Source organism: Paenibacillus lutimineralis, from assembly GCF_003991425.1.
Classification (GTDB): domain Bacteria; phylum Bacillota; class Bacilli; order Paenibacillales; family Paenibacillaceae; genus Fontibacillus; species Fontibacillus lutimineralis.
This window is the reverse complement of the sequence record NZ_CP034346.1, coordinates 1,337,403-1,361,150: the sequence shown is the minus strand read 5'-3', so window position 1 is coordinate 1,361,150 and position 23,748 is coordinate 1,337,403. Positions and strand designations below refer to the sequence as shown.

The window sequence follows — 23,748 nt, the reverse complement described above, 5'->3', positions numbered from 1 at the left end:
AAGTTAGACTATCCTTTCGGCATTTTGCTTGATTATTGGGGGATTGGATGATAGGCTACTCCATCAATCATCAGAAGGCAATCCGAATCAATAAACTCAGTCGTTGAGGTCATTCTAGCTGGAAATCGATCTGTTTCAAAGTAGTCACAAAATACCTTTTCCATTTCGGGTAAATCCTTAATGTTCTTTAGATAAACATGAACCTTCACGACACTATCTAATGATGCATTGCATTGTAGAAGTGTCTTTTTCAGATGTTCAAAGGTGTCATGAATCTGCTGAGTGAACGACTCACCGAATCCTCTATGTAACCCTAAAAATATGTACTCCCCAGCCACAACTGCAGATGAATAACTGAAAGGTGTGGGAATTCGATTTATCAAAGCTAACATCCCCCTTATTCCATATTTCTAAATCACTTATAGATTATAGAACATACGTTCCTGTTTGGCAATATTCACTCTCTATAAACTCAACTAAGACTCAACAATCTAATATTGCACTTGCTGCTATTTAGTACTGCATAGTCGCCTTCACCAATATAATCTAAAAATAGGGTATCACAATGGCTTCTTCTATTTTCAGGAGAGGAAGATGAGCATATGCCGATACGTCCGCCAATATTACAGAAGGGAGATACCGTTGGAATCGTTACCTTAGGTAGCCCATTGGCAGCAAACATCATTAATGAACGGATCGAATATTTGAAGGCAATGGGGCTTAATGTCCTATTGGGTCAATTTGTATATGCGCAAGATGGGTTTCTAGCTGGTACAGACGAGCAGCGAGCATCCGATTTGATGAGGATGTTTCAAGACGAGCAAGTTAAAATGATACTGCCCACCCGAGGCGGTACAGGAGTGGCAGGTATTCTTCCGTACCTGGATTATAATGTGATCCAGAAAAATCCAAAAATCATTACAGGCTACAGTGACATAACAGTATTATTAAACGTACTGTATGAAATTGTGGGTTTAATAACATTCCATAGTTTGCTGCTTATTGACTTCAAATCCAATACACCTGGCTATAATTTCGACCAATTTTTCTCTGCGACGTCCCTTTTCTCACTAACCAGACCGATCCTAAATCCGCCGGGAGTTCCGCTGATAAGCCGGGTACCGGGCAACGTTACGGGGCCGCTAGTGGGTGGTAATCTGACATCTTTTGTTGATACATTGGGCACACCCTTCGAAATCGATACACGGGGTAAAATTCTCGTTCTTGAAGAAACTCATGAACCTACCAATACCGTCTACAGATACTTAAATCATTTGAAGCTGGCTGGAAAATTTCATGACTGCATCGGCATTATTATGGGGGAATGCACGGGCTGCCAGGCGGCATACGGCAAGTCCTATGAGGATATAATCAAAGAATTCATAGTACCTCTCGGTAAGCCACTAATAACAAACCTAGCTACAGGCCATGGTGTTTATAAAGCGGCTTTGCCGATTGGCGCAACGGTGAATCTCGATTCAATCAATAGCTCAATAACTGTGGTTGAACCTACCGTCAGCGTATAACGTTGGTAGGCATCCTTCGGCAAATCTGTGGTATGGAATGGATTTGTCCGATACTATACTATCTTCACTCTGAAGTACCGCAGGAATTAAATAAAGAGTCTGCATATGCAGACTCCTAAGATACAACTAATTCTATTACAATCTACTCTTGGATCATACTCTCCGCTATCGCTACAAGATCTTCCTTCGTCAGATGGCTCTTCTTATAGGTGGAAATCTCGTATTGCAATTGGTTCTCTGCATCTTCCCATCTTAACTTGGTAGAGTACAAATCATTAGAGTTTGTGGAGTAAAGAGCATCGATTCCATTGATACTTAAGTTTTCAAACTTTTCCCCTTTACCTGGTACCCGGGTGACTTCCGTAGTGAACGGCTGAACTTTTTGGGAGCTGATACGGATGATGTCCGAATCCTTAGAGAAGATCATTATTGCCCCACCAGCTTCATTCCATTTCAGTTTTTTCGCGTAATATTTCTTCCCTTTCGCCTCCGCTTTAAGTTCTTTCAGCATACTTTCATATGGCTTGGTATGAAACAGAGGATACAGTGGCACGATCTCTCCAGACTTAAACATATAACCTTCCGGGAGCCCACCGGGTTGTTGCAATTCTGGCGCTTTGTACTTGGACAACAGCTTTGTAAATTCATCGTAATCTGAACTGGTTATACCAAGATAGCTAAAAGACAGCGTATTGTCAGTCCCATCATACAGCACGGTTAAATGACCTGGTTTTACTTCTTTCGGGTGAAATATGTCCATAGCTTCTTTTTTCTGACGTTCAAGGTTGCTTTTGCTTGAAGTAGCCTGTGTCTTCGTCTGTTTCTGCGATGCAGCGCCTGCCTCTGCAGCAAATCCGCCTGCTGATCCCAACACTAGCAGAATGCTTGTAGTGGCAATGATCATTTTCTTCGTAAGGTTCATGGATGAATCTCCTTTCGGCCATGTAGGCATGAGGTTTGGTTTACTTATATAACCCCTGAGCCTCTGGAAAAGGGACACTATGAAGTGAAGTTATTTCACCATGCTGCCTGCAAAACGGATGAATTCAGACTTGGACAGAGCACTATCTGGATTATCGAATATGGAATAATAAATCTCCGCTTCTTCATCAAGCCACTCCAATTTGTGCTTGTAGTAGACAGTATCCGCTTCGGCTGTTTCTGCCTCCATATAAACCATCTCCTGAGCGCCTGCCGTCAGCTTCTCGACCGATACGCCCTTGGGATACTTCGTTATTACCGAGGATGGGTGTTTTTCCCGTGTAAAAGCAATGATATCGATCGTATCCTTCCCATTGCTATAGATCGCCTTTGAACTCCCTGCTTTACTCCAAGTCAACGGCTTGATGAACAATTTAGCACCACTAGTCGAGGATTCAGCCATTTGGATAAACTCCGGTTCTAACTTATGCAGATTTGCCAAGCTGGCCTCGCCTTCCGTCACACTAACAAATACATTTCCTTCTGTAAAAGAGTACCCTTTAGGCAAATACTTCGGCTCAGCCAGCATTGGCCCAGATGTAATTTCAATCTGCTTCTTCAATTCCACGAAACTACTGTAGACCACCGGTTTAAACTCCGTTTTAATCTTATTAGCTTGGTTATAGGCATTCAGTGTATCGTCATTAATGTAGTAAGCCACAAGTTCCCCCGGTTTAAGCTGGGCCTGGACACGCTCTCTGTACTCAGACAGCAGCTTATCATATGTTTTGGCATGGGGAGTATACTGATCTTCTATAATTTCCTTCGTTTCAACAATGACTTCACCTTTTGAATTCATAATTTGTACGTACCGGGAAGCCGCATAGCCTGTTAAGGAGGACAGCACCAAAATGATGCAGGCAATCGTGACAATGGCTCCGGTCCGGTGCCGAACCTTCTTAGTGCCAGTGCGTCGTCCGTGAATTTCCCGAACCCGATTCATCACGCTCAGTCGCACATCAATATCATCCGGCTCCTTATTCATGAGAAGCTCCTTGATCTGATCATCTTGAAGTGTAACTTTGGCTTTTCGCATAACCTGCTCCCTCCTTCTGCTCCATCAGTTTCTGCAGCTTCAGCTTGAGCCGCCCGTACTTCTTCTTCACCGCTTCCGTGCTTTTTCCGGAAATTTCTCCAATCTCGGCAAAAGACTTCTCCTCAAGCGCCCGTAATATCAGTAAACTCCGCTCGTCCGCGCTTAAAGCTGTTATAGCAGATGCCAACGGCTCCCCGAATAATCGGTTCGTCATCGTCTGCTCCGCACTTTCCGCAATTGCCTCTTGCTGGAACCAGCCCTGGAATTTACGCTGCACGCTGCGTTTACGAAGCAGATTCAGACAATGGTAGTGCGCAATCTTATACAGCCAGGATGAGAAGCTGCTCGTCGGCTCATACTTGTCTATTTTTTCATAGGCTTTAACTAGAATGTCCTGTACGGCATCCTCCGCCTCCTGCCGATTCCCTAACATACGACTGCAATATCGATAAATCGGAGCTTGGAACGCCTCAACAATATGTACATACTTATTCACTTCGCCCGCTTTGACTTGCATTACGCATTCCTCAACGAACTCCATCAAGCCATCCTCCCCTCTAACTATGTATAACACTTAAGGAACGGAAAAAGGGACAGTTTTCAAAAAAATGAATTAGGTACACACAGAAAAAAAGCCATGATCGCAATCGATCATAGCCTTCAAAGTCCCTTAAACTATATCTCCAACCTTATATCTAGTCCCAGTCCATAAAAGGGAAACTCCGCTGTTTATATAAAAAACTATTGGAAGAAATCCTTTAGATCATCCCATAGATCAAATAGAGAGAGACCATTTATCCGCCCATTTTCAAGTAATTCCTCGGGTGTCTTAAATTCTTGTGAACTACTATCTCTGACTCTTGTTAAGTAGTACCCATTCTCATTCGAGCTAATCCAATACTCTTCATCTTTCACGTAAAAATTATACTCCATACCACACTTTACTAGCTGGATAAATTCACTGTGCGTCATATAGATTCTCCTTATCTCGACTTTAAGGAACCGTCAGGATTATATTCAAATATATGCTCATGTGGGTATTCTGGATGTTGCTTGGGGTTACCATGATTTGTCATATCTACATCTCTAGCTGCTTTCCCATCAGCTCCATAGTATCTTCGTGTCTTTACTTCCCCAGTTTTTGGGTCAACAATGTCAACACTCGAGTTAGGTTCCCCCTTCAATCCAGAATTCTTATTAGAAGGCGCAATTTTATGATTACCAGATGGTGTTATATCAATTTCAGTACCGAGATTAGACTTTACAGTCTGTCTTGTTGTATTCCCTGCCCCTCCAGCATTTTCTCTAAGCTCCTGTTGCCTCTGAAAATCGATAAATTGCCGTTGTGCATTTGTCTTGGGAAGTTCAGGTGTATCGAGGTGGTAACCATCAGGAATTCGGAATCTAGTTCCACTCTCAGTAACCGCCACGGCTCCGCCATTCAGCTTAGGCAATAGCGCGGAGAGCTGCTTGCTCAGTTTGCCAGATATCTTAACTCCTGACTTAACTGCTCCTTCCACCAATGTCAGAGCCAAAAATGCCTTGACCAAAGCGCGTCCATATCGCTCGCTCTCTTCATAGCTGGCTTTTCCGCTCAATACCTTCCCCTGCAAATCCCAGATATCCTGGAACGGAACCACAAACTCTTCTGCTGCCCCTTCTTTCAGCGCTTCCTTGATATCTTCCAGGGTAATATCCCCATTTGTGATTGCCTTAGCTAAATCATAATATCCTGGGATCGTCTCTGTCCAGAACTTCGGATTGGTCGGATTGACGGACCAGGCTTGCTTCAAAAGCCCGCTTCCCTCATCCCAAATCTGACTCACGATTCCATCTCCGACTCCTACCGATGTCAGCGCCACACCTAGTCCACTGGCTTTCACATTGGGATCATTCCAATATCCTAACCCTCTCTCTGCATTCGCTAGCTCCAGAAGCTCTTTCGTAATCAATCCATCTACTTCAAATTTTTTACCATCATGATACCCACTTAATTCACGCCAGACGGCGAACATTGTACTATAGTTATTTGCAATATACTGATATCCCGCTATAGCAATTAGCAGCTCTTGATCATACTTCCCGGTGATTTCTCCATGATATAGATTCATATCCTTGAGAAGCTGCTGCATCTTTCGGATATCTTCCTCGGCGACCAAGCGATTATATTCCTCCAACTGTTGCTCTAGTTGCAGACGGTGAAGTACCTTGACTTCCAGCTCGTCATATTTCTGACGAAGCACATCCAATTCAACTTCTCCCAACATCCCCTGCTCCAACAAAGCCCTAATCTCTTCATCATCCAGCAAGAGTGATCGGTCACTTTTTAACGGATTGTATCTACAGGCCTTAAGAAGCCCACCTTGATAAAAATAACTCAGATCAATGCCTTCTTTATACCATTCCTCCGACACACCCATTTCTTCGAGCTTTCTCCGCTGGGCTTCGGCATATCGATGAGCCGACTCCATATATTCACGCTGACCATAAGCCTGATAGACGACATAAGCCTTCTGACTACGGGCGATTTCCGTAAAGGCTTCAGCGATTTTGGTTAGTTCTGCTTGGGCGAGTTTCTGGGCGAAGGCATCTTGGTTCTGTATCGTTTGTAGAAGAGCAGCAATTCGCGGATCTTCTTGGAAGGGAGCTAAACGATCCATAATTCCTTACCGCTGAAAAGCCTCAAGTTGTTCGAAGAAATTGGGGAATGGGAACGGCTCTGAAGTAGTGGACTTCGCAGGCCCATACAGACTATTTCCTGTGATATCTGACCACTGTGCGGCTAGAAACGGAGATTTATGATTGAACAAAGACGAGGAAGGCTGGGTTTGAGCCAATTTCTCCACTTGCTTGTCTGTCTGCGCATATTGACTTACGGCATATTTCAGGCCGCTTACCTTTTCACGCATTTGATCATCCAATCGCCGTGCCAGCATTTCAATCTCCCGGAGCAGGCTTGCCGTTTCTTGAGTTACTGTGCGTACATAATACTCCGAGTAATTCGCTTCTGTATTTTGGAGCAGACGATTCACATCCTTGGACATGCCGGTGATTTCCTGCTCCATCGTCTGTCGCAAATGCTCCACTACTCTAGACAAATTCTCAAGTCGATCCAGATCTATCTTTTGAATGAAAGGACACCTCCTGTACACTCGCTTATTACTCCATATTTTTCTGAATTCGCATGATGTAAGGAAAGTAGTTTAAAAGTCGATGGCCATATGAGGGTAAATCTACTTTTAGAAAATAGACCCGGGATGTTGGATCCCAGGTCTTGTTGTTCGTCTAGTTATTCAAATCATCAAACATGGAGCCAACTACGGTTACCTTGATGGAATCCAAATTTTCGACGCCTTGCAAAGTCTTGAGGCCTGTGTAAGCATGATTCCCGTCAGTCATATTCACTTTGTCGAACCATACTTTGATATAGTGGTTTCCGTTCGCAATAGACCTCACTTTTTTTCTGCTTCCTGTGCTAGTTGCTTTATTTTCAACTCTTCTGCCACTACCTGTTCACGTTTTGCCATTCGTTTCGTCCTCCTTTGATTTTGAACATGCAAACAAAGCTCATTCCTACTCATAGTTCAAGTTGGAAAGAGCTTTTGAAAGTTTATCAAGTGTTTGAATTGTTTAGTGTTTGGTTTGTTGGTTGTATTGTATGACCTACTCTCTACTGATGTAAAGGGTCTACTTATTATCTTGTAACCATTTTCTAGCTTCTTCACCTACTAGAATATTTGGTTGTTCTGGCGTCCCAATATTGATGCTTTTTATAAAAGCCTCTTCTAGCCCCCGAACCCCAGTTAATTTAGCTCCTTTTAGCAATACTCTTTCAAACGTAGCTAACCGCACATCAGCATTAAACAATATTGCATTGCGAAAATCCGTCTCGTCAAAAAGACCAGCTACTAAATTAGCATCTGATAAATCAGCTTGAACAAACACCGTCTCAATACATTCACTATCAGCAAGTCTAGCAGCTTTAACATTGGCATTTGTGAAGTCCACATACGAGACATTAGATTTACAAAAGTCTGCCCCTTCTAAATTTGTAGATATAAAAGTTGATGAACTTAGTAAAGATGAAGAGAAATCTTTGTGATTTAAGTTCATGCCATCAAAGATACAAGCTGTTATATATGCTTGGTCTAATGGGTATTGTGACAAATCCACATTTCGCAAATCAATTTCATCTATACCTAGTTTTTCGCCTTGTTCTCCAATAGTTTCAATCCAAAGGCGGTGTGATTCTAATTGAGTCATAATTTCTTTGATATCAGTTGTCATACTTAACCCTCCTATGGATACCAAATAATCCTATCTGATATCCCAGCTTTTTCAATTGCCTCTTTTAACTGTTCAATATGTTCAGGAATCATGTCTCTTTTATCCACAATTACATTATAAGTTTTATCTAGTTCTTTATTAATTGCCTTCATCCCGTTATTTACTGTAAATGCGCCTTTCTTGGGTGAAGTATGACCATTTGGATAAGATACGAAACTTTTAACGTCCCATTTAACGTTATTGGTTGTATCAATAAATTCTGCTCCTCCGTTTCCTTGTGGGTCACGTACTATCTTCCCTAGTTTTCCTTGTTGTTCCAAATCTAGTCCTATCTCTCTTTCTTTCAAACCTTGATCCCTAATTTTACCGCCATGTGAAGGATCGCCTGCTAAATCATCCAATTCCTTTTGCGTTCTACCGCCCGTATAATTTCCATCCTTATCAAAGAGGTTAGGTTTATTACCTTGTCCCGTCCCCTCAATACCCTCTTCTTTATCTAAATTATATTGCCTTCTCTGAATATTTGGATTCTCCGGGGTCTCGATACGATAATTGTTCGGAACCTGGATTTTCACTCCACTCTCAGTAACCGCCACGGCTCCGCCGTTCAGCTTAGGCAATAGCTCGGAGAGCTGCTTGCTCAGTTTGCCAGATATCTTAACTCCTGACTTAACTGCTCCTTCCACCAACGTCAGAGCCAAAAAGGCCTTGACCAAAGCGCGTCCATATCGCTCGCTCTCTTCATAACTGGCTTTTCCACTCAATACCTTCCCCTGCAAATCCCAAATATCCTGGAACGGAACCACGAACTCTTCTGCGGCCCCTTCTTTCAGCGCTTCCTTGATATCTTCCAGGGTAATATCCCCATTTGTGATTGCCTTAGCTAAATCATAATATCCTGGGATCGTCTCTGTCCAGAACTTCGGATTGGTCGGATTGACGGACCAGGCTTGCTTCAAAAGCCCGCTTCCTTCATCCCAAATCTGACTGACGATTCCATCCCCCACTCCTACCGCTGTCAGCGCCACCCCTAGTCCACTGGCTTTCACATTGGGATCATTCCAATATCCTAACCCTCTCTCTGCATTCGCTAGCTCCAGCAGCTCTTTCGTGATCAATCCATCTACTTCAAATTCCTTACCATCATGATACCCGCTTAATTCACGCCACACGGCAAACATGGTACTATGGTTATTGGCAATATACTGATATCCAGCTACAGCAATTAACAGCTCTTGATCATACTTCCCGGTAATTTCTCCATGATATAGATTCATATCCTTAAGAAGCTGCTGCATCTTTCGGATGTCTTCCTCGGCGACCAAGCGATTATATTCCTCCAACTGCTGCTCGAGTTGCAGACGGTGAAGTACCTTTACTTCCAGCTCGTCATATTTCTGACGAAGCACATCCAATTGAACTTCACCCAACATCCCCTGCTTCAACAAAGTTCTAATCTCTTCATCATCCAGTAAGAGCGATCGGTCATTTTTTAACGGATTGTATCTACAGGCCTTAAGAAACCCACCTTGATAAAAATAACTTAGATCAATGCCTTCTTTATACCATTCGTCCGATACGCCCATTTCTTCGAGCTTCTTCCGCTGGGCTTCGGCATATTGATGAGCCGACTCCATATATTCACGTTGCCCATAAGCCTGATAGACGACATAAGCCTTCTGACTACGGGCGATTTCCGTAAAGGCTTCAGCGATTTTGGTTAGTTCTGCTTGGGCGAGTTTCTGGGCGAAGGCATCTTGGTTCTGCATCGTTTGTAGAAGAGCATGAATTCGCGGATCTTCTTGGAAGGGAGCTAAACTATCCATAATTCCTTGGCGCTGAAAAGCCTCAAGTTGTTCGAGGAAATTGGGGAATGGGAATGGCTCTGAAGTAGTCGACTTCGCAGGTCCATACAAGCTATTTCCTGTGATATCTGACCACTTCGCGGCAAGAAACGGAGATTTATGATCGAACAACGATGAAGAAGGCTGGGTTTGAGCCAATTTCTCCACTTGCTTGTCTGTCTGCGCATATTGACTCACGGCATATTTCAGGCCGCTTACTTTTTCATGCATTTGATCATCCAATCGCCGAGCCAGCATTTCAATCTCACGGAGCAGGCTTGCCGCTTCTTGGGTAGCTGTGCGCACATAATATTCCGAGTAATCCGCCTCTGTATTTTGGAGCAGACGATTCACATCCTTGGACATGCCGGTGATTTCCTGCTCCATTGTCTGTCGCAAATGCTCCACTACTTTAGCCAAATTGTCGAGTCGGTCCAGATCTATCTTTTGAATGGAAGGACACCTCCTGTACACTCACTAATTACTCCATATTGTTCTGGATTCACATGATGTAAGGAAAGTAGTTTAAAACGGTGGTTATATGAGGATTATATCTACTTTTAGAAAATAGACCCGGGATGTTGAATCCCAGGTCTTGTTGTTCGTCTAGTTATTCAAATCATCAAACATGGAGCCAACCACGGTTACCTTGATAGAATCCAAATTTTCGAAGCCTTGCAAAGTCTTGAGGCCTGCGTAAGCATGATTCCCGTCAGTCATATTCACTTTGTCGAACCACACTTTGATATAGTAGTTTCCGTTCGGCATATTGGCATGGGTATACAACGGTACATTGCCTGAATTGACGACGATCGTAATCGTTGACGTTTCCGTGATTTTATACATATGCTGTCCGGCTTTAACATACTCCCGGTAGGTATAGTCCGTGTATTTGCCCAACGTATACGACTCGCTATACCCTTCCAGGACCATCTTCCAGAACTTATCAGAATCGCCGCCGCGCTTGTCCGAGTATTCAATCTCCTTTACTTTTTTCGTATACCTGGACGGATCGGCGTTTCGATCCAACACACTGATCAACGATGTTTCGTTCACCGACTTGCTGTCCTCAACAGACAAAATACCCGGTTCCCGCTCGAAGCCCCCGCCTTTTCCCGTAAGCTTATCATTTTTGATATTAACAGCAACCTTCTGATTGTTGATAAACATTAGATCGGTTTCATAGCGGAAGGATTTAATCAGACTGTTCAGCAGATCTTTATGGTCTCCCGTCATGTCCTCAGGTTTCTCTTTCTTAAATACCTCGGTTGTGACGGTGAAAGTGTAACTCCCCGCAGGATTAAAATAGTATCCCGATTTAATTGGATAATCGTGCTCCTGAAGCACCTTGTCTGTTGCAAATACAGCTTTATCGTAAAGCTTCTTGTTGTTTTTCCTCTTAGCTGCAGCATCTCTAGCCTGAGCGTATTCATCGCGCATGGAGCTTTTGATATCCCACTCGACACTTCCGCTTGCTTGCTGGATGAATTCACGCTTATATTGTCCCGGCGCTTGCGTCCAGTCGTACTTCTTCCCCTCTACGTCCTGATGGTGCATCCAGCGGATCACATCATAGTCATAGGGTTCATTGGTCCAATAGAGATTCTTCACAAGGGAATCCGTTTGATTATCTTCGATTTCGTCACGGTACTTGCGCTTTGGAACATCCTTCATCCCATTGTAGACATACATGTCATAGGTATTGGAAACCGTGTTGGGTGAGAATTGTGCGGTTGCGGTTCCCGTTAGGGTTTCCGATTTTTCCTCACATTTTTTTTCTTCCCCTTCACCTGTGCAAACCGTATAATAACGCTTATATTCATAGGGTCTGCTTACTGAGCCTTCAGTGTGTACTTCCCCTGTTTTAGACAACGGAGTTCCAGGTTTATCCAGTTTGAGCCAATTTCCACCCATTGGATCGTCCCCATAATCCACTCTCCTTATCGTATAAGTTACTATCGGGGTTCGGGTAATTACGCTGCTGGCCTCGTTAATTTCTGGATTATTATGAATCTCAAAATCCTTTTGCAATTCCTTCGTCAGGTTGGTTACCGTTAGTTTCCCTGTGGCATTTCCCGTCCACTTGGCCTCGGTCAAATCAGGCAGCTGTAAGGTAGCCGTACTGCTTGGCAAGGATATTTTCTCTTTCTTGGTCAGCATATCATAAGGAAGCTTGAGCTCCCGGGGAACAATCAATTTCACCGCGCCCAGGACATCAGAGTCTAGAACGTTATTATCTAGTAACACCTCTTCCGGCTCTTTGCCCTCCTCGTTGACCTTAAACTGAATCCGCACATCACTTTCCGGCATGACAAATGAGACAGTAAGACGCCTCTTCTCGGTTTTGGAAATACCGATTTCACCGGATTCGGCCGCTACGCCGCCGCTAAACTTCAACTGATTCTCCGCTGCTGTCAGAGGCAATCCATCGCTCTTGCGGGTAACACTCCACGAAAACTTGGTAGTTTCCCTTTTAGGGAACGTCGACCTCAACCATACGGATACTTGAACTTCCTCCCCGGCCATCGCTCCGGACGGCAAATCAACAAACTCCGCGGAAATATCATTCGGTTTCGTATTCATAAACGCAGCGATTGGCACATCCATATAAGTACCGACCTTTAGATACACCCTCCCAAATCCCTGGGACAGATACGTTGGCGGTTGGATGACGTGAACGTATTTAATCCAGCCGCCTTTGGGGGCGGTATTTTTGTCGTAAACAGTTTTTGTAGCGTATTGTTTATTTTGATTGTTGTACATGAGGTTTGCGCCGTAAGGTTCTTCACCGTATTCCGCATTAAGGGCTTCGATGATTTTTCCTTCGAAGGTTTTGTCGCCTAGGTAATCAGTGAGTTTTTCAGGTGGATCAGAACCAAAGTTAGTTGGAAAATAATCGAATTGTCGATTGAGATCCTTCGGTTCCCAAGGAGTTGGTATCAGATTGAAACTCTGAATCTTAGTGCCGCTCCAGCCCGCATCCCAAGGAAATCCATCCGTGGATACAGGATCTCCAAATACATTGTATCCGGAGTATCTAGTCATGACTTTTCCTTTATGGGTAATCTCTTTACCGTGACTAGTGCCATATACAATATCAAAACCTGTAAATTTCTCAGGGGCTTTCATCGCCTCATTAATTTGCTGTTGCAACAGGGTAGTATTAAGCTCTCTCCCTTTTGCTTTTTGTGGAAAAAAGTTTTTTATCCCGTACAATTCTTCCATATCTTTATTGGCTATTTGCAATACTTTTGCAGGAGTAAGAGTTTTAAAATACTCCTCAGGATTTATTTTGTCTTCTACTACTTCCTTCGGTTCCGCATGTATATTCACTTCCGGCAAAATGCTGTAAATGAGTATAGACAGAAGGAGTACAATGATTCGTCCTCTCATATATCCCACCTACTTATACCGTACAGTAACAATTATATTACTCCAATATTGAGATGACACACTAATCTTATATGTCTTATCACTGAATTCCTTCGTTTCTAATTCATCTTCCCTTTTGGTCTTTTGCTTTACGTATTTCATGATTTTATCAACTGTTTCAGAATCAATCTTCTGACGTAACAGTTCATCCAAATCTTTAACCTGTTGGTTGTAATCCACACCATCTTTGTCAAAATGGATACGTGGTTGCATTATTGATGCATTTTTACCGTATTCTTTTTTATATTCTTCATAATCGCTGGCTACATACATTCCCGATTTATAGGAATTATAGAAACTGAATCCTTCAGCAGTCTGTTTCTGAGTCTCCCCTTCTATTCTTCTCTTAATCCCCCATGAATCCACAATATATTCGGGGGTATCAGTTGCGGATGTCTCCCCCTTTTTTTCCTCCTTCTTATCTTCCTGCACCGCCGCAAGCCCCGTTAGAATCTCTACACTGTAAAGATCTTTATGCCAAATTACTTTAGCTCCGAGCGCCTCGCTGACAAATCGTAAAGGCACGAAAGTCCGGTTCTGTTTCTGCTGAGCTACCGTGTCCATTTGTTTCGTTTGGCCATTAACGGTATACGCCTTTTTCCCCATCGTCAAAACAGTGGTGTCTTCACCCATTTGTACAGTTACTTGTTTGCTCTTGCTGTTCCAGCCTACCTCCGCCCCAAGTGCTTCACTTACAAATCGGACAGGCACCTGAACCCGGTTGCTCTTGTCCATAAATGGCTTCGCATCCGGAAATGATATTAGTTCCCCGTTAACTTCAACTACGATCGACAGTTTGGATGCAGCGGATGTCATGGCAGGAATCATTGTCAGTATGAGAATCAATGACATAAGTGCAAATCCAGTTTTCTTTAGTTTCATAGATTAATAGCTCCTTTTTTGTTTTTTTATAGCCTATATGTATATTTCATAGATGTGTGGGAATATTTCCCTTATGCAATCCTTCATATTATACTATTGCGATGTACCACAAACAATGGAAATTCCGATAATTAACCCCTTTTTCATATGACTATAGGTTTAGTGTTCCTAGTGTTTCTGCTGTAATCCTATTTTTACTCTCGTATCTTCTATTTTGATTGTTCTACAATGAGGTTGCATTTAGGGCCTTGATGATTTCGTCTTCGAAGGTTTTATCGGGAGGTACTCAAGGGGTTATTTGGTATTCGAGGTCTTTTTATATGGATTGAAGGTTCTGAATCTTAGTGCCGCTCCAGCCCGCATCCCAAGGAAATCCATCCGTGGATACAGGATCTCCAAATACATTGTATCCGGAATATCTGGTCATGACTTTTCCTTTATGGGTAATCTCTTTACCGTGACTAGTACCATAAACAATATCAAAACCTGTAAAATTCTGAGGAGCTTTAATTGCCTCATTAATTTGATGTTGCAACAGTGTAGTATTAAGCTCTCTCCCTTTTGCCTTTTGTGGGAAAAAGTCCTTCAGTCCGTATAATTCTTGCATATCCTTATTAGCTCTTTCTAACACTGCTTTCGGAGTAAGAGTCTTTAGTTCCTCGAGAGTTATCTTCTCCTCACTATCTTCTTTTTTCTCAGCAGCTATATTGTTTTGCGATACCAGACCGCAGAAAAGAACGGCCATAAGAAATATAACGAATAGTTTTTTCATCTAAATTACACCTACTTATACCAAATCGATATAACGATATTACCCCAATACCTGGACTCAACCTGAATTCCATACGTTTTGTCATTGAACTCCTTCGCTTCCAACTCATCTTCCCTTTTGGTCTTTTGTTTTACGTATTTCATGATCTTATCCACAGTTTCAGAATTAATCTTTTGACGCAGCAATTCATCCAAATCCTTGACCTGCTGGTTATAATCCACACCATCTCTGTCAAAATGAATAGATGATTGTAAGAACATTAGACCTTTTCCATCTACTGATTCGTAACTTACACCTAATCCCGATTTATAGGAATTGTAGAAGCTGAATCCTTCAGCAGTCCATTTCTGAGTCTCCCCTTCTATTCTTCTCTTACGTCCCCAGGAATCCACAATATATTTTGGGGTTTCACTGGACGATGTTTCCTCTTTTATCTCCTCCTTATTGTCTTCCTGCACGGCTGCAAGCCCCGTTAAAATCTCTACACTATAAAGATCTTTATGCCAGATTACTTTAGCTCCGAGCGCCTCGCTGACAAATCGTAAAGGCACGAAAGTCCGGTTCTGTTTCTGCTGAGCTACCGTGTCCATTTGTTTCGTTTGGCCATTAACGGTATACGCCTTTTTCCCCATCGTCAAAACAGTGGTGTCTTCACCCATTTGTACAGTTACTTGTTTGCTCTTGCTGTTCCAGCCTACCTCCGCCCCAAGTGCTTCACTTACAAATCGGACAGGCACCTGAACCCGGTTGCTCTTGTCCATAAATGGCTTCGCATCCGGAAATGATATTAGTTTCCCGTTAACTTCAACTACGATCGACAGTTTGGATGCAGCGGATATCATGGCAGGAATCATTGTCAGTATTAGAATCAATGACATAAGTGCAAATCCAGTTTTCTTTAGTTTCATAGATTAATAGCTCCTTTTTTGTTTTTTTATAGCCTATATGTATATTTCATAGATGTGTGGGAATATTTCCCTTATGCAATCCTTCATATTATACTATTGCGATGTACCACAAACAATGGAAATTCCGATAATTAACCCCTTTTTCATATGACTATAGGTTTAGTGTTCCTAGTGTTCCTAGTGTTTCTGCTGTAATCCTATTTTTACTCTCGTATCTTCTATTTTGATTGTTCTACATGAGGTTTGTGCTATATCGTTCATCGCTATATTTTTCATTTATAGCCTTGATGATTTTGCCTTCGTAGGTTTTGTCGGGGAGGTATCTAGGGGTTTATTTAGGTGTTCGAGTTCTTTCTATATAATTGAAAGTTCTGAGTCTTAGTTCGCTCCGGTAGAATCAGAGCAAAGTAATGGGCGAGGCTTAGCTCGACTTGCTCCTGTGTCATTGGCTCTTTGACATACTTATCGAAGATTCAATCAGTTCATCAAGATCAAAGCTATGTCCTAACACATTCTCCCGCCGCATCAGGGTTAAGGGCATACCTAACGGTGGTCGTCGTTTCATGGATTCGCTCTCCCTTCTGTGGCGGCGGGGCGTTTAGTTCTTGCTAGACTTTCCACTTCCTCCATAAGGGATATTTGCTGTTGTGCTTCCTGTATGTGCTAGTCCTAGCTTCTGGATGTACTCCTTAACTAAATGCCCTCTCCATGGTTAGACACCCTACAATCAGAAAACCACAACAGAAATACAGAAGCACAGGGCGTTTGTTAAATCCTAAATTTGTAAAATCGGGAATGATCCATAAATATCACCGCCAAGTTAATAACCATAAATCCTAAATGGATTCGATTAGATTACCGCACCTCGTCATACAATTTGAATGATATTCTAATTCAATCTTAACAGGATCAAGTATAGTTAAAATTTTGTTTAGGTTTGTTATCTTCTACCCGATTATTGGGCGGTGCCTGGCGCGCTTGAGTTAATGCTTTAAGGTCAATTACTTTTTAAGTTATCTGTCGATTTGATTATGAGCCACTGTCTAGCATCTTCGCCTTTAAGAATGATAGGTTGTTCTGGAGTACCAATATTAATACTCTTAATGAAAGCCTCTTCCAGTCCACACATTCCTTCTAGCTGTGCTGCTTGAAGCAATACTTCCTCAAATGTTGAGGTGCTTACATCAGTATTTTGGAGGTTTGCATTGCGAAAATCTACTTGATCAAAAAGTGCCCCTACTAATTTCGCATTTCTCAAATCAGCTTTGTTAAATATAGTTTCAATACAATCACTTCTAGCAAATCGAGAGTTTTGCAAGTTCGCATTTGTAAAATTTGCATAAGAGACGTCCGCCTTGTAGAAATCAGCACTTTCTAAATTTGCATTTTCAAAAGTTGAGGAACATATTACTGAAGCGTACATATCCTTTTCTACCAAGTTCATTCCATTAAATATACACGCAGTTATATAGGCTTGATCTAGCGGGTAATCTGCTAAATCTATATCTCGAAAATCCACTTCATCGACCGCTAGTTTTTTTCCCTCTCGACCAATTGTTTCAATCCAGATTTTGTGTGACTTTAAAGATTGAATTAGTTCCTCATCTCTATGAACGTTCATGGTTTTTCCTCCTTGTAGGGATACCAGTTATCCTGTCTGATATTCCCTCCTTTTGAATTGCATCTTTTTCCTATTTTTAAGCTAATTCTTTTCCTCTTATAGAAAGTTCCCGTTAAAGAAATAGTTACTTCATCAAGGTTTAAATAGCTTTGAGTTCAATTCTTTCAATTAGACCCCAATCTACGCTTTCTTCAAGTTGATAATCTATCTCCTCTAACAGTTTAAATCCTTCTTGCTCAATCCCTTCATCATGTCCATACACTTTAAAATACCGCTCTTTAAACTGCACAAACCAAAAGTACATACTGTAATATGTGCTTTGCTTATCAAGTGAGACTAACCTAGCGTTACTTTTAAAAAACGTATAATATGCTAACAACTTATTTAAACGAGTATCATTGATATTCACATTGCAGAATTTGCGTAGTTCTTCATCAGTAATAAAATTCTTCAACTCGTCTTCTTTTATAATTTTCATTTACAAAACCTATCCTTAATTCTGGAAAGTATTCGACATCAATTTCAATGTTTTTTGATTTGAACAAATTTGTCAATTGTTCTACAGCCCTCTTATCAGAAACTAGCCACTCGACCTTATAGTACCCAACGGTAGTCTTTTCATAGATTTGTTAGTTCTGCTTGGGCGAGTTTTTCTTTAATTGTATACATCAGAAAAAGCTCATTTCCTACTCATGATTCAGGTGGAAAGAGCTTTTAAAGAGTTTAAGATGTAAACCAGTCTACATTTCTGGAAGGTATATGTGCTGTTGTTGATTGGCGAGATTATTCAGCAATGGTTGGACCCCAATACAAAAAACAGGAAATATTTTACTGACATTATTGAATTTTATTTTTTATTATATTGATATAGCCTTGATACGTTCCCTTCTGTTCATCGAACATCCAAATATCTGCTAAATCTATTAAGTTGTTCTTTTCAATATTTTCAATCATTCTAACTAATTTACTCTTATATACTGAGAGCATTTCCGAACTAACAGATGATAGTTTTTCCATCAATTCTATTGAATCAATGTCAGCATAGAAAGGTGTATTTTGTTCATCAATCCTTTCAATAATTTCAAAAGTTACTAAATCTGTAAAAACATCTTGTCTAATGCAACGAATCAAATCAAAGTTTGACAAATCGGTTAGACATTTCCTTGTTATTTCCAAATGCCATGTAGGTAATGGCATATCGGAAAACTGTGTTGCATTTTGTATTACAGCCTCATATTCTTCATTAGTCAAAAACTCTTTTAATATTTTCTTTCTATCAATCATATTTAGATTACTCCAATCATTATTTTGGTGGATACACTCCCCCATGGGGAGCAAACATATCTTCTATTTTTTTCATCGTAGCGTTTATCTCATTCAACTTTGACGTATAAAGTTGTCTAAGTTCTGTATCTAAATTAGGGTTTTTAAGCACCCCTTCCCAACTTCTTTTCAAATCAACTAAACCACGATACGCATCAGACACTTCTTGAACATGATCATAGAAACCTCCCCCTGGTTTTGGAACAGGGTTACCATCTAAGTCTCTCTGTGCTCCTTTTAAATCCATTTCGGTTAAATGTGAATATGTTCTTTCCTGTTGATTCAATGTAGCCCTCTGACTAGTAGTGATTTTAGACTTTGTAACATCTGGTAAATCATCAACACTTGAGATTATTCTACCACCATTACCCGTCCCCCCAGCATTCCCTCTAGGCTCCTGCTGCCTCTGAAACTCAATAAACTGCCGTTGTGTATCCGTCTTGGGAAGGTCAGGGGTATCGATGTGGTAACCATCAGGAATTCGGAATCTAGTTCCACCCTCGGTAACCGCCACGGCACCACCATTCAGCTTGGGCAATAGCTCGGAGAGCTGCTTGCTCAGTTTGCCAGATATCTTAACTCCTGACTTAACTGCTCCTTCCACCAGCGTCAGAGCCAAAAAGGCCTTGACTAAGGCGCGTCCATATCGCTCGCTCTCTTCATAGCTGGCTTTTCCACTCAATATCTTCCCCTGCAAATCCCAGATATCCTGGAAAGGAACCACGAACTCTTCTGTGGCCCCTTCTTTCAGTGCTTCCTTGATATCTTCCAGGGTGATATCCCCATTTGTGATCGCCTTGGCTAAATCATAATATCCTGGTACCGTCTCTGTCCAGAATTTCGGATTGGTCGGATTGACGGACCAGGCTTGCTTCAAAAGCCCGCTTCCTTCATCCCAAATCTGACTAACGATTCCATCTCCGACTCCTACCGATGTCAGCGCCACACCTAGTCCACTGGCTTTCACATTGGGATCATTCCAATATCCTAACCCTCTTTCTGCATTCGCTAGCTCCAGCAGCTCTTTCGTAATCAATCCGTCTACTTCAAATTCCTTACCATCATGATACCCGCTTAATTCACGCCACACGGCAAACATGGTACTGTGATTATTGGCAATATACTGATATCCAGCTATAGCAATTAGCAGCTCTTGTTCATACTTCCCGGTGATTTCTCCATGATATAGATTCATATCCTTGAGAAGCTGCTGCATCTTTCGGATATCTTCCTCGGCGACCAAGCGATTATATTCCTCCAACTGCTGCTCGAGTTGCAGACGGTGAAGTACCTTGACTTCCAGCTCGTCATATTTCTGACGAAGCACATCCAATTCAACTTCTCCCAACATCCCCTGCTCCAACAAAGCCCTAATCTCTTCATCATCCAGCAAGAGTGATCGGTCATTTTTTAACGGATTGTATCTACAGGCCTTAAGAAACCCACCTTGATAAAAATCACTCAGATCAATGCCTTCTTTATACCACTCGTCCGATACGCCCATTTCTTCGAGCTTCTTCCGTTGGGCTTCGGCATATTGATGAGCCGACTCCATGTACTCACGCTGGCCATAAGCCTGATAGACGACGTAGGCCTTTTGACTACGGGCGATTTCCGTAAATGCCTCAGCGATTTTGGTTAGTTCTGCTTGGGCGAGTTTCTGGGCGAAGGCATCTTGGTTCTGCATCGTTTGTAGAAGAGCAGCAATTCGCGAATCTTCCTGGAAGGGAGCTAAACGATCCATAATTCCTTGCCGCTGAAAAGCCTCAAGTTGTTCGAAGAAATTGGGGAATGGGAACGGCTCTGAAGTAGTGGACTTCGCAGGTCCATACAGACTATTTCCTGTGATATCTGACCACTGTGCGGCTAGAAACGGAGATTTATGATTGAACAAAGACGAGGAAGGCTGGGTTTGAGCCAATTTCTCCACTTGCTTGTCTGTCTGCGCATATTGACTTACGGCATATTTCAGGCCGCTTACCTTTTCACGCATTTGATCATCCAATCGCCGTGCCAGCATTTCAATCTCCCGGAGCAGACTTGCCGCATCTTGAGTAGCCGTGCGCACATAATACTCCGAGTAATTCGCTTCTGTATTTTGGAGCAGACAATTTACATCCTTGGACATGCCGATGATTTCCTGCTCCATTGTCTGTCGCAAATGCTCCACTACTTTAGCCAAATTGTCAAGTCGATCCAGATCTATCTTTTGAATGGAAGGGCACCTCCTGTACACTCACTAATTACTCTATATTCTTCTGGATTCGCATGATGTTAGGAAAGTAGTATAAAATTCGATGGTCATATGAGGGTTAAACGGGGTTATTTTACATTCATTCTACCAATATGTATAAAATGATACAATATTCTCCTACATAGACTATCTGCCATACTTCTCGCTCTAGTTCCCTGTAGGGCTTACTGATGATTAGCATAGCTTAGTGAGCCGCAAAAAAAGGACAATCCTCATTCTGAGAACTGTCCTGTCCTTTTCCAACACTTATTCCAATTATGTATTAACCATGTTCAATAATAAAATCCCTCTTCCATAAGGATCTCTATAATGACGCCAATTAGAATCATACCAATTCCATAGACAATGCCCCAGCCAGAGGTTCCACCCTTTTGGTAAATCAAGCTGCGACGGAGCTCATGATCCCCATGTAAAGCCAGGATATGATCAATCTCTTTTTGAGCTTTCTGATAGTATAGTTTATTTCCTAATGTTCCGCATAAAATATAGATTCCGATATAGGCACCCTTAAGTGAAAAGCCTAATAATAGTTCAATGAAGGCCAGCCCGACTAAGATGGCTGCATATATCGCGCACTCGGCATACATTTTCCGATACCCCGCCCAAAACGGAAAGAAAAGAAAGGACGCCCAGTTCCATTTTGAATTTTTAATCCATTTTTCAACATATTTATCACTATGGGAATATAACCATAACCATTCTGCTTCAGGTGTATTATAAGGGTTGGATTGTTGATTTTGCCATGTTGGGGTTTGATACGCTTGTTGTTGGTAGACTTGTTGTGGATAGGCCTGTTGCGTATATTCTTGCTGCTGGTAGGTTTGTTGTTGATATGGTTGTTGTTGATACCCCTGTTTATGATAATCCTGTCGCTGATGCGCTTGCTGTGGATAACCTTGTTGTGGATACGACTGGTCTTGAAATAATTGCTGTTGATTGTCTTGCTGCTGGTATGCCTCCTGCTGTGATGTCAGCTGCTGATTCACTTGCTCTTGAGAAGCCTGCTCCAAATATGCCTGTTGCTCTTGAGGTCTCCCACAGTTTGTGCAAAAGCGGGCGGTCGTACTTATACTTTGTCCGCATGAAGAACAATATCTTACTTCCAAACAATCATCACCATCCTCTACCCATATTACCGTTCGCCTGTTCACGTTCTTAACAGACAATTCTCATTAGTAATAGTCTATATGAACTATAGCTATATTCTACTACAATCATGGAATAATTTGACGAACAAATAATTTGACTTAAGCAGAAACACTATTTGAGCAATAGGAAAACAAGTAATCCTCCGATGATTACCAAAGTCGTTATGATCCTTGTCAGGAAGCTTCCTCTTGTCATAGCTCCCAAATCGCCGCTCACCGAGCGGTTCATCGAATCAGCCATATTGATGGTTGGATTCTTCTTGTACTCTTCGATTTGCTGTTGTTCTAATTGATCACGGTGGTTCACCGCTTCACCTCCATTCCAGATACTCGTATGGTCGCCTATGAAAAAAGCCTTTCACTTCAAGGATCTTCTTAATCCCTTCGGTATCATTCTTATCTGGGTGCATAAATAAAAAAATCCAGAAAAATAGCAACTTATTTGTAAGTTATAGGTATAAACAGGATAATCAAGCCATAGGAGGAAAAAGTATTGAAAAAGATCAAGAAAATATTTTTTTTATTACTATGTTTTATGATTCTACAAAGTGGGACAATTCTGTTTGCAGCAGTTAACAAATCTGAAATTTCATTTTATTTAAATAATGTGTTTCAAAAACGAGAGGGATTAATAATTAATGGAGATATTTTACTGTCTACTGAACAGCTGTCTGAGGATTTGTTTGCATTATTTTCCTCGGACGAGTTGGGAGAAACAGTTCGAATCTACAAACCTAATGTTAACTTAGTTTTGCTAGATAATAATGATCAAGTTTTTGGCAAAGTTAAAAGCAATAATCGTGTTACATTCTCTACTTTAGTACAGGTAGATAATTTAAAAACAAAAATTTCTGATTTGAAAATTACAATAACTAGCCCTGCTGGCAAGACAGAAACAATAAGTTCTGAGCAGATTAAAGATTCAACGGAATATTTCTGGTTCAGATCGGAAAATTTCACCTACACCTTTAGTACAAAGGACAATTATATCATTAGAGTGTACTTTAAAGACATGGATACCAAGAAATGGTCCCCCGTTTCCGAAATTCAAATAATTGCGATTTGAATTTTAAGCTTACGGTATTTCACCTGAAAGGATCGATAATGCTAAAATGAATCCTGACTTCTCCAAATATGTTGGGGTTTTATTTATTAATCTCTCTTGTTTCTTCCTGCACTCTATATTTCGACTCCAGTGTAATCGTTTCACCATTATAATCTCTTTCAACCTTAAAATGGACTTGGCAAGCCTAAAAAAACTAATAAAAATATAAAAGCACAAATATTATTGATCGGATGACGGACCGAGGACCAAGCCCATGCATGAATATGATGTTAGGAAAGTAGATTAAAATTGGTTATACGAGGATTAAAGGGGGTTATGTTACATAATTCTATTATTTACTCACTTAGCTATTATAGTTCTTATTTCACTTTTATTCTGTTCATTATGTTATAATTTTAGAGTACATATACGGCTATAAGGGCGGTCGGCTAATCTCCCAGAAGGGAGGTGATGCCCATGGAGGTTAAAGATGCACTTTCCTTAATGTTCATGTTCGGCATGTTCATTCTGGCATTGCTCACCTACATGAAAAAGAAATAGACCGCCCTACCTAGGATAACGGTCTATTTCCGACCCATCTTTTGTGGCCGTCTGCTCTTTATGCAGTTATTGCACACTGGAGTCGTGTTACCGCACGGCTCCTTACTTATTCTTACCTTATTATAGCT

The 23,748-nt window shown here is 41.6% G+C and carries 23 protein-coding genes and 1 pseudogene; 3 read left to right on the top strand and 21 right to left on the bottom strand.

Annotated elements, in window-relative coordinates; translation table 11 throughout:
- Positions 1 to 32: 32 nt before the first annotated feature.
- Positions 33 to 392, bottom strand: coding sequence for a RidA family protein (locus EI981_RS05755; RefSeq protein WP_227011712.1), 360 nt, complete (start codon positions 390 to 392; stop codon positions 33 to 35).
- A gap of 210 nt (positions 393 to 602) precedes the next feature.
- Here EI981_RS05755 and EI981_RS05750 point away from each other — a divergent pair, with 210 nt between their 5' ends.
- Positions 603 to 1,526, top strand: a complete 924-nt coding sequence (locus EI981_RS05750) for a S66 peptidase family protein (protein ID WP_126996236.1) — start codon at positions 603 to 605, stop codon at positions 1,524 to 1,526.
- Between the two features lie 142 nt (positions 1,527 to 1,668).
- Here the strand turns inward: EI981_RS05750 and EI981_RS05745 are convergent, their stop codons facing one another.
- From EI981_RS05745 to EI981_RS05660, 20 genes and pseudogenes are all read right to left on the bottom strand, one after another.
- Positions 1,669 to 2,448 (bottom strand): DUF4367 domain-containing protein, encoded by a 780-nt coding sequence (locus EI981_RS05745; RefSeq protein WP_126996234.1) that lies wholly within the window; start codon positions 2,446 to 2,448, stop codon positions 1,669 to 1,671.
- Positions 2,449 to 2,538: 90 nt separating this feature from the next.
- Entirely contained in the window at positions 2,539 to 3,543 is a 1,005-nt protein-coding gene (locus EI981_RS05740) for a DUF4367 domain-containing protein (RefSeq protein WP_126996232.1), read from the bottom strand.
- Positions 3,512 to 4,084, bottom strand: coding sequence for an RNA polymerase sigma factor (locus EI981_RS05735; protein WP_126996230.1), 573 nt, complete (start codon positions 4,082 to 4,084; stop codon positions 3,512 to 3,514). The genes EI981_RS05740 and EI981_RS05735 overlap by 32 nt, the downstream gene beginning before the upstream one ends.
- Before the next feature lie 442 nt (positions 4,085 to 4,526).
- A complete protein-coding gene (locus tag EI981_RS05725; RefSeq protein WP_126996226.1) occupies positions 4,527 to 6,203 on the bottom strand; it encodes a hypothetical protein in 1,677 nt (558 codons plus the stop codon).
- Positions 6,204 to 6,209: 6 nt separating this feature from the next.
- Complete coding sequence (locus EI981_RS05720) at positions 6,210 to 6,695, bottom strand: hypothetical protein (RefSeq protein WP_126996224.1); 486 nt, start codon at positions 6,693 to 6,695, stop codon at positions 6,210 to 6,212.
- A gap of 133 nt (positions 6,696 to 6,828) precedes the next feature.
- Positions 6,829 to 6,999: a hypothetical protein gene (locus tag EI981_RS28945; protein WP_162616099.1), complete on the bottom strand. Its 171-nt coding sequence runs from the start codon at positions 6,997 to 6,999 to the stop codon at positions 6,829 to 6,831.
- 231 nt (positions 7,000 to 7,230) lie between these two features.
- Positions 7,231 to 7,830: a pentapeptide repeat-containing protein gene (locus EI981_RS05715; RefSeq protein ID WP_126996222.1), complete on the bottom strand. Its 600-nt coding sequence runs from the start codon at positions 7,828 to 7,830 to the stop codon at positions 7,231 to 7,233.
- Between the two features lie 11 nt (positions 7,831 to 7,841).
- The gene (locus EI981_RS05710; RefSeq protein ID WP_126996220.1) at positions 7,842 to 10,148 is read right to left on the bottom strand and encodes an ADP-ribosyltransferase family protein; all 2,307 of its coding nucleotides are present in this window, start codon (positions 10,146 to 10,148) and stop codon (positions 7,842 to 7,844) included.
- A 132-nt stretch (positions 10,149 to 10,280) separates the two neighbouring features.
- Positions 10,281 to 13,067 (bottom strand): hypothetical protein, encoded by a 2,787-nt coding sequence (locus EI981_RS05705; RefSeq protein WP_126996218.1) that lies wholly within the window; start codon positions 13,065 to 13,067, stop codon positions 10,281 to 10,283.
- A gap of 9 nt (positions 13,068 to 13,076) precedes the next feature.
- Positions 13,077 to 13,988, bottom strand: coding sequence for a copper amine oxidase N-terminal domain-containing protein (locus EI981_RS05700; RefSeq protein ID WP_126996216.1), 912 nt, complete (start codon positions 13,986 to 13,988; stop codon positions 13,077 to 13,079).
- A gap of 316 nt (positions 13,989 to 14,304) precedes the next feature.
- Positions 14,305 to 14,760, bottom strand: a complete 456-nt coding sequence (locus EI981_RS05695; RefSeq protein WP_126996214.1) for a hypothetical protein — start codon at positions 14,758 to 14,760, stop codon at positions 14,305 to 14,307.
- Positions 14,761 to 14,771: 11 nt separating this feature from the next.
- Positions 14,772 to 15,668, bottom strand: a complete 897-nt coding sequence (locus EI981_RS05690; RefSeq protein ID WP_126996212.1) for a copper amine oxidase N-terminal domain-containing protein — start codon at positions 15,666 to 15,668, stop codon at positions 14,772 to 14,774.
- Between the two features lie 442 nt (positions 15,669 to 16,110).
- On the bottom strand, positions 16,111 to 16,233 hold the full coding sequence (locus EI981_RS29960; RefSeq protein WP_257792033.1) for a hypothetical protein: 123 nt from the start codon (positions 16,231 to 16,233) through the stop codon (positions 16,111 to 16,113).
- 432 nt (positions 16,234 to 16,665) lie between these two features.
- Positions 16,666 to 17,289: a pentapeptide repeat-containing protein gene (locus tag EI981_RS05685; RefSeq protein ID WP_193556435.1), complete on the bottom strand. Its 624-nt coding sequence runs from the start codon at positions 17,287 to 17,289 to the stop codon at positions 16,666 to 16,668.
- A gap of 139 nt (positions 17,290 to 17,428) precedes the next feature.
- Positions 17,429 to 17,767, bottom strand: coding sequence for a hypothetical protein (locus tag EI981_RS05680; protein WP_126996208.1), 339 nt, complete (start codon positions 17,765 to 17,767; stop codon positions 17,429 to 17,431).
- 359 nt (positions 17,768 to 18,126) lie between these two features.
- Positions 18,127 to 18,573, bottom strand: a complete 447-nt coding sequence (locus EI981_RS05675; protein ID WP_227011711.1) for a contact-dependent growth inhibition system immunity protein — start codon at positions 18,571 to 18,573, stop codon at positions 18,127 to 18,129.
- 19 nt (positions 18,574 to 18,592) lie between these two features.
- Positions 18,593 to 20,848, bottom strand: coding sequence for a polymorphic toxin type 28 domain-containing protein (locus EI981_RS05670; RefSeq protein WP_227011710.1), 2,256 nt, complete (start codon positions 20,846 to 20,848; stop codon positions 18,593 to 18,595).
- Between the two features lie 290 nt (positions 20,849 to 21,138).
- Positions 21,139 to 21,876 (bottom strand): DUF2628 domain-containing protein, encoded by a 738-nt coding sequence (locus tag EI981_RS05665; protein ID WP_227011876.1) that lies wholly within the window; start codon positions 21,874 to 21,876, stop codon positions 21,139 to 21,141.
- Between the two features lie 48 nt (positions 21,877 to 21,924).
- Positions 21,925 to 22,017 (bottom strand): annotated as a pseudogene (locus EI981_RS30195) (hypothetical protein); the annotation flags it as partial.
- 109 nt (positions 22,018 to 22,126) lie between these two features.
- Positions 22,127 to 22,321: a hypothetical protein gene (locus EI981_RS05660; protein ID WP_126996202.1), complete on the bottom strand. Its 195-nt coding sequence runs from the start codon at positions 22,319 to 22,321 to the stop codon at positions 22,127 to 22,129.
- A gap of 186 nt (positions 22,322 to 22,507) precedes the next feature.
- Here EI981_RS05660 and EI981_RS05655 point away from each other — a divergent pair, with 186 nt between their 5' ends.
- Both EI981_RS05655 and EI981_RS30075 read left to right on the top strand, forming a co-directional pair.
- Positions 22,508 to 23,080 (top strand): hypothetical protein, encoded by a 573-nt coding sequence (locus EI981_RS05655; protein WP_126996199.1) that lies wholly within the window; start codon positions 22,508 to 22,510, stop codon positions 23,078 to 23,080.
- Positions 23,081 to 23,536: 456 nt separating this feature from the next.
- Positions 23,537 to 23,620, top strand: a complete 84-nt coding sequence (locus EI981_RS30075) for a putative holin-like toxin (RefSeq protein WP_220687457.1) — start codon at positions 23,537 to 23,539, stop codon at positions 23,618 to 23,620.
- Positions 23,621 to 23,748 lie beyond the last annotated feature (128 nt).